At 71.9% G+C, this 8,174-nt stretch carries 9 protein-coding genes and 1 pseudogene; 6 read left to right on the top strand and 4 right to left on the bottom strand.

Going from position 1 to position 8,174, the window contains the following annotated elements; translation table 11 throughout:
- Positions 1 to 51 precede the first annotated feature (51 nt).
- Both DKL51_RS05020 and DKL51_RS05015 read right to left on the bottom strand, forming a co-directional pair.
- Positions 52 to 1,248, bottom strand: coding sequence for an FAD-dependent oxidoreductase (locus DKL51_RS05020; RefSeq protein WP_243420610.1), 1,197 nt, complete (start codon positions 1,246 to 1,248; stop codon positions 52 to 54).
- Between the two features lie 166 nt (positions 1,249 to 1,414).
- On the bottom strand, positions 1,415 to 2,053 hold the full coding sequence (locus tag DKL51_RS05015) for a PadR family transcriptional regulator (protein ID WP_109964840.1): 639 nt from the start codon (positions 2,051 to 2,053) through the stop codon (positions 1,415 to 1,417).
- A 141-nt stretch (positions 2,054 to 2,194) separates the two neighbouring features.
- On the opposite strand from DKL51_RS05015, the gene nadD reads away from it, so the two are divergent.
- From nadD to DKL51_RS04990, 5 genes are all read left to right on the top strand, one after another.
- Positions 2,195 to 2,791 (top strand): nicotinate-nucleotide adenylyltransferase, encoded by a 597-nt coding sequence (gene nadD, locus DKL51_RS05010; RefSeq protein WP_109947895.1) that lies wholly within the window; start codon positions 2,195 to 2,197, stop codon positions 2,789 to 2,791.
- Positions 2,792 to 2,901: 110 nt separating this feature from the next.
- Positions 2,902 to 3,306, top strand: coding sequence for a ribosome silencing factor (rsfS, locus tag DKL51_RS05005; RefSeq protein WP_109947880.1), 405 nt, complete (start codon positions 2,902 to 2,904; stop codon positions 3,304 to 3,306).
- Positions 3,303 to 3,950, top strand: coding sequence for a histidine phosphatase family protein (locus tag DKL51_RS05000; RefSeq protein ID WP_109947879.1), 648 nt, complete (start codon positions 3,303 to 3,305; stop codon positions 3,948 to 3,950). Before rsfS ends, DKL51_RS05000 begins: the two co-directional genes overlap by 4 nt.
- Before the next feature lie 47 nt (positions 3,951 to 3,997).
- A complete protein-coding gene (locus tag DKL51_RS04995) occupies positions 3,998 to 4,849 on the top strand; it encodes a DegV family protein (protein ID WP_109947878.1) in 852 nt (283 codons plus the stop codon).
- Positions 4,846 to 5,622 carry an SDR family NAD(P)-dependent oxidoreductase gene (locus DKL51_RS04990; protein ID WP_109947877.1) on the top strand — a complete coding sequence of 259 codons (777 nt, stop codon included), beginning with the start codon at positions 4,846 to 4,848 and terminating at the stop codon, positions 5,620 to 5,622. The genes DKL51_RS04995 and DKL51_RS04990 overlap by 4 nt, the downstream gene beginning before the upstream one ends.
- A 45-nt stretch (positions 5,623 to 5,667) precedes the next feature.
- Here DKL51_RS04990 and DKL51_RS04985 read toward each other — a convergent pair whose 3' ends face one another.
- Both DKL51_RS04985 and DKL51_RS04975 read right to left on the bottom strand, forming a co-directional pair.
- Positions 5,668 to 5,922, bottom strand: a complete 255-nt coding sequence (locus tag DKL51_RS04985; protein ID WP_109947876.1) for a hypothetical protein — start codon at positions 5,920 to 5,922, stop codon at positions 5,668 to 5,670.
- A 983-nt stretch (positions 5,923 to 6,905) separates the two neighbouring features.
- Positions 6,906 to 7,610 carry a VOC family protein gene (locus tag DKL51_RS04975; RefSeq protein WP_109947875.1) on the bottom strand — a complete coding sequence of 235 codons (705 nt, stop codon included), beginning with the start codon at positions 7,608 to 7,610 and terminating at the stop codon, positions 6,906 to 6,908.
- A gap of 256 nt (positions 7,611 to 7,866) precedes the next feature.
- Between DKL51_RS04975 and DKL51_RS35565 the strand changes: the two are divergent.
- Positions 7,867 to 8,174, top strand: a pseudogene (locus DKL51_RS35565) (hypothetical protein); the annotation flags it as partial.

Here is an 8,174-nt window from a genome sequence, read left to right as displayed (position 1 = left end):
GGTGGCCGGGGGTGGCGCACCCGACCGGGTACGCCACCCCGGGCGCGCGACTCAGCCCACCGGCACGCCCGCGGTCACCGGGGCTTCCCAGTCGATGACGTACCGCTGCTCGTGGCCGATCGTCTTCTCCGGGTTCATGGCGGCCTTGATGAACAGCGGCATGAGCACCGGCATGATCGCCCGGGCCACCGGTCCCGGGGCCTTCGCGTGGTTGATCCGGGCCGCCCGCGCGGCGACCTTCTCCACCCGCTCCCGCCGCAGCCGCTCGTACGCGCCGAACGCGGACGGGACGTCGGGCAGGTCCCGCAGGCACCGGGCCAGCTGCACCGCGCTCTCGATGGAGAGCGAGGCGCCCTGCCCGGAGCTGTTGGAGGGGGCGTGCGCTGCGTCGCCGACCAGCACCATCCGGCCCCGGTGCCAGTGGGGGACCGGCGGCATGATGTGCATCGAGCCCACCACCTGCAACTCGTCGGCGCTGCTGGTCCTCATCAGGTTCCGCCCCGGGTCGTCGTCGCGGTACGCGTCCCGCAGGATGCGCAGCCACTCGGCGGCCGGTACGGCCCGGGCCTCGGTGAGGCTCATCGGCCGTTCCTGGGGCAGGTTGACGCCCCACCGCGTGCCGCCACCGGGCTCGGGCCAGTAGAGGTAGTAGCCGCCCCGGCCGAAGGCGAAGTTCATCGTGCCGGTCTCCGAGTCCACCTCGTGCCGGGCCACCGCCTCGAAGCCCAGCACTCCGGTGAACCGGGGGCCGGGGGCGTGCGGGTCGATCAGCGTACGCACGGTCGAGTGCACGCCGTCCGCGCCGATCAGCATGTCCGCCGTGGCCGTGCCGCCGTCGGCGAAGGTGGCGGTCACCCCGTCGGCCGTCTCCCGTACGCCGACCAGGCGCTTGCCGTGCGCGATGGTCACGCCCTCGGCGACGGCCCGGTCGTGCAGCACCCGGTGCAGCTCGTTGCGGTGCACCACCCGCAGCGGGGGCAGCCCGGCCAGGCCGGGCAGGGGGATGCGCTTGCGGCCTACGGCCAGCACCTGCGTGTGGATCGGGGTGGCGATCGCGGTGACCGCTTCATCCGCGCCGACCAGCCGCAGCGCCGCGACGCCGTTCGGGGCCAGGGCGAGCGTGCCGCCTCTGCCGTCGGTGGTGCTCGGGTGCGCCTCGTGAACGGTGGCGGTGATGCCGGCGCGGTGCAGGGCCAACGCGGTCACCGGACCGGCGATGCCGCCGCCGATGACGATCGCGGTTCTCACTCTGGACACGGTCCCTCCCGGGGGTCGTCGGTGGTCGTGCGTGCCGAACCCACCTGGCGGGAGCGCCGGTATCCTCGTGGTTGCCGCTTCGGGCCGGGCGCCGTCAGGTGTCGGTTCGAGGTAAGGGCCCCGGCGCGGTGTTGGCGCACCGAGCCGGGGCCGTCGGTCACGTGGTGGTGCCGCCCCCTCCCGTCGGGCCGGGCTCGGGTGGACCGGCCTCGTGGTAGGCCCGCCACTCGTCCAGCCCCGGATAGCTGCCCGAGGTGAACTCGGCCAGCAGGGCGCGGATCCAGGCGGCTTCCGCCTCCCGGATCCTCAGGTCGTACTCGTTCTCGACCAGGAACAGCCGGGGCACCAGGCGCGCGTGCTCCGCGAGCGCGACGCGCTCGTTTCCGATCTCGTCCTCCAGCCGGGCCAGTCGTTCGCGCAGCAGGGCTGTCGCCTCGTCGGGGTGAAGCACGGCGAGCACCGACAGCCCGGCGCGGAAGCGAGGGTGCTCCGCGACCGGCGTGGCGACCAGCTCCCGGGCCCAGTCGACCAGTTCGGCCCGCCCGTCGTCGGTGATCCGGTAGACGGTGCGCTCCGGGCGTCGGCCCTCGCGGACGCTCTCCACGGCCGCGATCAGCCCGTGCCGCTCCATGTTGCGGACCACCGTGTAGAAGGACCCCCACTTGATCCCCATGTCCTGGTCCTTGCCGCGGTCCCGCAGGGTGGTGGCCATCTCGTACGGGTGCATCGGGCGCTCGACGAGGGTGGCGAGCACGGCCAACGCCGTGAGGTTGCCGACCTTGCGTCGCCTGGGCATGCCGCTTCTCCTCGATCCTCGCTTCCAAATACTCGTAGACGAGTATAGGGCCCGCCGTCGAGCCGGGGAAGCCCCTTCCGGCGTGTGGGCCAGGTCCGGGCCCCGCCGATCACCGCCCGAAGGGCCGCCTACGATCGCGGGGTGGAGGAAGACATCCGGCGGATCGGGATCATGGGCGGCACCTTCGATCCCATCCACCACGGGCACCTGGTGGCGGCCAGCGAGGTGGCGGACCGGTTCGGCCTGGACGAGGTGATCTTCGTCCCGACCGGCCAGCCGTGGCAGAAGGCGGACGAGCCGGTCAGCTCCGCGGAGGACCGCTACCTCATGACGGTCATCGCCACCGCCTCCAACCCGCGGTTCCAGGTCAGCCGGGTCGACATCGACCGGGCGGGCCCGACCTACACCGTCGACACGCTGCGCGACCTGCACGCCGAGTACGGCCCGAAGGTGCAGCTCTTCTTCATCACCGGCGCGGACGCCCTGGACCGCATCCTGTCCTGGAAGGAAGTGGACCGGATGTTCGAGCTGGCCCACTTCATCGGGGTGACCCGGCCCGGCTTCGAGCTGTCCGACAAGCACCTCCCGGCGGACACGGTCAGCCTGGTGCAGGTGCCGGCGATGGCCATCTCCTCGACGGACTGCCGGGCCCGGGTCGCCCGGGGTGAGCCGGTCTGGTACCTGGTGCCGGACGGTGTGGTGCAGTACATCGCCAAACGGCGCCTCTATCAGCGGTGATTCGGCCAGTAATGTGGGTCTTTGTCCGGGTAATCGACCAGAACTGAGAAGTCGTCGCCGCACCGGGTGTGAGACGCTTGGAGGGTCGCACGGTTGATCGAAGGAGAACGGTGACAGTTTCGGAACGCGCTCACGAGCTGGCGATGGCCGCCGCCCAGGCCGCGGCCGACAAGAAGGCGCAGGACATCGTCGTCATCGACGTGGGCGACCAGCTCGCCATCACCGACGCGTTCGTGCTGGCCGCCGCTCCGAACGAGCGCCAGGTGCTCGCCATCGTCGACGCCATCGAGGAGCGCCTGCTCGAACTGCCGGAGAAGGCCAAGCCGGTCCGGCGCGAGGGTGAGCGGGGTGGCCGCTGGGTGCTGCTCGACTACGTCGACATCGTGGTGCACGTCCAGCACACCGAGGAGCGCGAGTTCTACGCCCTCGACCGGCTCTGGAAGGACTGCCCGCAGATCCCGTTCGTGGACCGGGACCTCGCCGACACCACCGCCGGCTCCGCCGCAGCGGAATGACCCGCCTGATCGTCTGGCGGCACGGCAACACCGACTGGAACGCCGCCAACCGGGTCCAGGGGCAGACCGACGTACCGCTGAACGACTTCGGCCGGGAGCAGGCCCGCGCCGCCGCGCCGGTGCTGGCCGGGATGCGCCCGGACGCGATCGTCGCCAGCGACCTGCGCCGGGCCGCGGACACCGCCGCCGCCCTCGCCGCGCTGACCGGGCTGCCGGTCCACACCGACGGCCGGCTGCGGGAACGGTACTTCGGCCACTGGCAGGGGCTGGCCCTCACCGAGGTCGCCGAGCGCTTTCCCGACGAGTACGCCCGCTGGCGCGCCGGTGACCCCGACCCGGGCGCGGAGATCGAGACCCTCGACGACCTCGGCAAGCGGATCGGCGCGGCCTTCCAGGACGCGGCCGACCTGGCGGTCGGGGGCACCGTCGTGGTGGTCACCCACGGCGGCGGGGCCCGGCAGGGCGTCGGTCACCTGCTCGGCTGGGACCACGCCGTGCTGCGCACCATCGGTTCGCTGTCCAACTGCCACTGGACCGAGCTGCGGTACGACGACGGCGTGCGGCGGCGCACGGTGCCGGGCTGGCACCTGCGGGCGCACAATGTCGGCCTGATCACGGCACCCGCGCCCACCGAGGCGGTCTGACCGTTCGGCCACGGCGCGCCGCGGCCACATCGGCTAGCGTGCCGGGCATGCCCGTCGCGGTCGTCACCGACTCCACCGCCTACCTCCCGCCCGAGCTGGTCCGCGCACACCGGCTCACCGTCGTCCCGCTGACCGTCGTGTTCAACGGCGCGGAGGGGCTGGAGGGGGTGGAGGTCTCCCCGGCAGACGCCACCCGGGCGCTCAGCGGCCGGCGGGTCTCGGTGAGCACCTCCCGACCCGCTCCGGAACAGTTCGCCGAGGTCTACCGTTCGCTGCTCGCGGAGGGCGCCGACGGGATCGTCTCGGTGCACCTCTCCGCGGAGCTCTCCGGCACCGTCGAGGCGGCTCGACTGGCCGCCGCCGAGATCGGCGACCGGGTCGAGGTGGTCGACAGCCGCTCCACCGGCATGGGCCTCGGCTTCCCGGTGCTCGCCGCCGCCGCAGCCGCCGAGCGGGGCGCCGACCTGTCGGCGGTTCGGGACGCGGCGCTCGGCACGGTCGGCCGGACCACCGTCTTCTTCTACGTCGACACGCTGGAGTTCCTGCGCCGCGGCGGCCGGATCAACGCCGCCGAGGCGCTGCTCGGCACCGCGCTGTCGGTGAAGCCGATCATGCACATGCCGGACGGTGAGATCGTGCTGAAGGACAAGGTGCGCACCGCCGGCCGGGGCGTCGCACGCCTGGTCGACCTGGCGGTCGAGGCGGCCGGCGACGCCGAGGTCGACCTCGCCGTCCACCACCTCGCCGCCCCGCAGCGCGCCGAGCAGCTCGTCGAGGCGTTGACCGCCCGGCTGGGCGACCGCCTGCACGACACGTACGTCACGGAGGCCGGCGCGGTGATCGCCGCGCACGCCGGCCCCGGCCTGGCCTGCGTGGTGGTCCACCGGCGGCCGGCGTGATCGCCGTGTCGTACGTGGTGACCGGCGGCGGTCGGGGCGTCGGCCGGGGGATCGTGGAACGGCTGGCCGCGGACGGCGGTACGGTGGTCGTCGTCGAGCGGGACGAGGACGCGCTCGCCTGGCTGCCGGCGCATCCGGCCGAGGAGCGGCTGCTCCCGCTCGTCGGGGACGCGGCCGACGAGCAGGTCGCCGGGCACGCCGCCGACCTGGCCGAGCGCGCCGCGCCGCTGGCCGGTTGGGTCAACAACGCGGCCGTGTTCCGGGACGCCTCCCTCGACACGGCCCCCGTCGGCGAGGTCCTGGACCTGATCACCCTCAACCTGCGGCCCGCCGTGGTCGGCGCCGCCACGGCGGTACGCCGGTTCCTCGCCGCCGGCACCGGCGGCGCCATCGTCAACGTCTCCTCGCACCAGGCCCGTCGGCCGGTGCCCGGCTGCCTGCCGTACGCCACCGCGAAGGCGGCGGTGGAGGGGCTGACGCGTGCGCTGGCCGTCGAGTACGGCAACCGGGGCATCCGGACCAACACGGTCGCCCTCGGCTCGATCGCCACCGAGCGGCACGCCGAGTTCCTGGCCGAGCGGGAGCCGGCCGAGGCGGAGTGGATCGAGGCGGAGCTGGCCCGGCTGCACCCGATCGGCCGGATCGGGCGTACCGGGGAGGTGGCGGCGGCGGTGGCATTCCTGCTGTCGCCGCAGGCCGGCTTCGTCAACGGGGTGATCCTGCCGGTGGACGGCGGCCGGGCGGTACTCGGCCTCGACCCGGAGTCGAGGTAAGTCCGCAGCGGCTAACCGCTGGGGACCTGCTCGCTGGACTGTTCGTCACTTACGCCGACGGAACCTGTCGGGCCATCCAATGAATCGTGTGTAGAGGGCGCGTACGTCCACATCGTTCGGGTTGAGCTTCATCAGGTCCTCACAGGCGTCGTAGAGCATCGAGCCGAGGTAGACGCACAGCGCGGTGCGGTCCTGGGCGTACTCAGCTTTCAGGGACAGCCGAGCGCTGGCGCACGGCCACGGGTCGGCGCAGGCTCGACAGAGCCACAGGGGACGCAGCGGCGAGTGATCTCTAGGCATGTCTGCCGCCGTTAGCTCGGTGGGCCTGCCCGCGGGTCAGGAGATTTCCCGTCCAGATGATCTGGGTCGGTTGATCCCAGCGAGCCGAGCCGATCTGTCTGGGCGGCTCGGGAAATGGCTCTACGGGCACGGGCTGGTGTTTGTCAGGGCACGTCTTCCACCTCAGCCCACAACAGTCACGGCGGAGCCAGCGCCGCCACGGGGGCCGATGAACAGGAGCAAGCGGTATCGGTTTGAGGACCCTCCGTATGGGCATGCTCCGACTCTTGCTGAGGGTTGACGACTCGTCAACCCCTTCCGCCGACCCTTGTTGACGAGTCGTAAACGGCCCTGCCTGGATGGTCTGGATCGATGACCGAGGACGTTATGGCGATGGCCGAGATAGCGGCCTTCCTCGGTGTGTCCAGGCAGCGCGCTAACACGCTCGCTGAGCGCGCAGACTTCCCTAAGCCAATCGCTCACCTGACGGTAGGGCGAGTGTGGGCTACGGCTGACATCAGAGCGTGGGCTGAGAAGCGCCGCAGGGAGCTTGAGGGCGAAGCGGGTTAGAGCCTGCGACAGACCTCGCTTCGGTGAGGCCCGCAACCTGCCGTTCGATGTTGACGGGCGGGGCTTTAGTTGACTGTCGTGGCGAGGCGGTGTGGGGTTGCTGACTCCCTTACCCCACAAGGGATCCAGCCGCTTCTCGACGACCGCGATACTTCGGGTGTTGTACGTCGTCCGCCACCTGCTAGTGGCGCCGGCCATCGCACCCGCCACCCTGCTCTGGCTGGCCGGGGCTGGGGTCGCCGCCTTGCTGACGAACTGGATCGCCTAGTGGCCCTCGTCTCCTCGCTGATACAGAGGTTGAAAGGCTGACGTCTGTCGGCGTGTCTGCGTACTCTGGGTCGATCGGTTCGGTAGTGCCGGGCGGCCTGGACGCGGAGGGAGGCGGTCCGGCAGCAGGCCGCCCTGACCCACTGGGCAACCCGGCCGCGCTGTGGTCAGTTCCCTCTCACGCAGAACTCGTTGCCGTCGGGATCGGCCAGCACGACGGCGCCGTTCTCACCGACATCGAGCCGAGTGGCCCCGAGGGAGACCAGCCGGTCGATCTCCGCTTGCTGGTCGCCACCGGCCGGGGCGAGGTCGAAGCGCTGCCGGTTCCGCACCTCTTTCGGGGCCACGGGCGGGCCTCCCCACGCGACCTTCGTGCCGCCGTGCGGTGACTGGATCGCGGTCTCCTGATCCTGGTCCCACACCAGCGGCCAGCCCAGCGCCTCGGCCCAGAAGAGGCCGACCTCCCGGGTGCCGTCGCAGGCGAGCTCCCCGAGCAAGCCGCACCCGGCGAGGAAGGCGTTGCCCGGCTCGATCACGCAGAACTCGTTGCCCTCGGGGTCGGCCAGGACGACGTGCCCCTCCTCGGGGCGCTGCCCGACGTCGAGGTGGCTTGCGCCGAGCCCGAGCGCCGTCGCCACCGTGTGCTGCTGGTCGGCGCTGCTGGCGCTGGTCAGGTGGAGGTGCATGTGGTTCGGCCCCACCTTCTCCGCGCTGCTCGGGACGAACCGGAGGCTGAGCTGGGTGTCGTCGCCAGGCAGGAGCGCGGCACCGGCGTCGTCGGCGATCTCCCGGCCGAGCACGTCGGCCCAGAACCGCGCCAGGCGAGCCGGGTCGTGCGCATCGAAGGTCACCGTCAGCGTTCGTGAGAGCATCACCGCACAGTAGACACGGGGCGAGCAGGACAACAACGCGTTTAGGTCCTGCCAGCAGCAGCCCGACCGTCTCGCCAGCATCCTCGCCCAGACCGGCATGACCCTCGCCCCCGAACTGCCATGACGTTGCAGGCGTCAGCCTTTCAGCGGCTTGCACATCCGCGCATGATCAGGGCCCTTTCCACAGCCAGTTCTGCTGTCCACAGCCGACCCTCGTCGCCTGGTGATGACCTCTCGTTCGCCCTAGCCTCGCGCCGTGCCAGACGACGAGGAGACCATGGTGCGGCAGCGGTTGTCCCGGCTGTTCGACCCGGGGGCGCTCGGTGTCGCTCCGCCGCCCCGCACCGGCCCGCCGACCACCACCGACGTCCGGCCGCGGCCGCACCGGCCGGCGTCCATTCCGGCGGTTCGCCCCGGCGTGCTGCCACCCAGTTCGGTCGTGACAGATCACTCGGGGCCGTCCCTGCAGGTCGCGGATGAGGAGGCGGCTAGCGCAGCTGCCGTCGAGGGCGGCGTCCCAGTCCCGGCCGCGTCCCGCCTGCCCGGGCCGGGCGCCTTCGATCC

It is taken from the genome of Micromonospora globispora, assembly GCF_003857015.1.
Classification (GTDB): Bacteria; Actinomycetota; Actinomycetes; order Mycobacteriales; family Micromonosporaceae; genus Micromonospora; species Micromonospora globispora.
The sequence above is the reverse complement of the archived record's forward strand: the minus strand, read 5'-3'. Positions and strand labels throughout refer to the sequence as shown.

Coding starts and splice junctions, on each gene's coding strand:
- DKL51_RS05015 (WP_109964840.1), bottom strand. CDS start 2,053: ATGCCCAGGCGACGCAAGGTCGGCAACCTCACGGCGTTGGCCGTGCTC.
- DKL51_RS05000 (WP_109947879.1), top strand. CDS start 3,303: ATGACCCGCCTGATCGTCTGGCGGCACGGCAACACCGACTGGAACGCC.
- DKL51_RS04995 (WP_109947878.1), top strand. CDS start 3,998: ATGCCCGTCGCGGTCGTCACCGACTCCACCGCCTACCTCCCGCCCGAG.
- DKL51_RS04985 (WP_109947876.1), bottom strand. CDS start 5,922: ATGCCTAGAGATCACTCGCCGCTGCGTCCCCTGTGGCTCTGTCGAGCC.
- DKL51_RS04975 (WP_109947875.1), bottom strand. CDS start 7,610: ATGCTCTCACGAACGCTGACGGTGACCTTCGATGCGCACGACCCGGCT.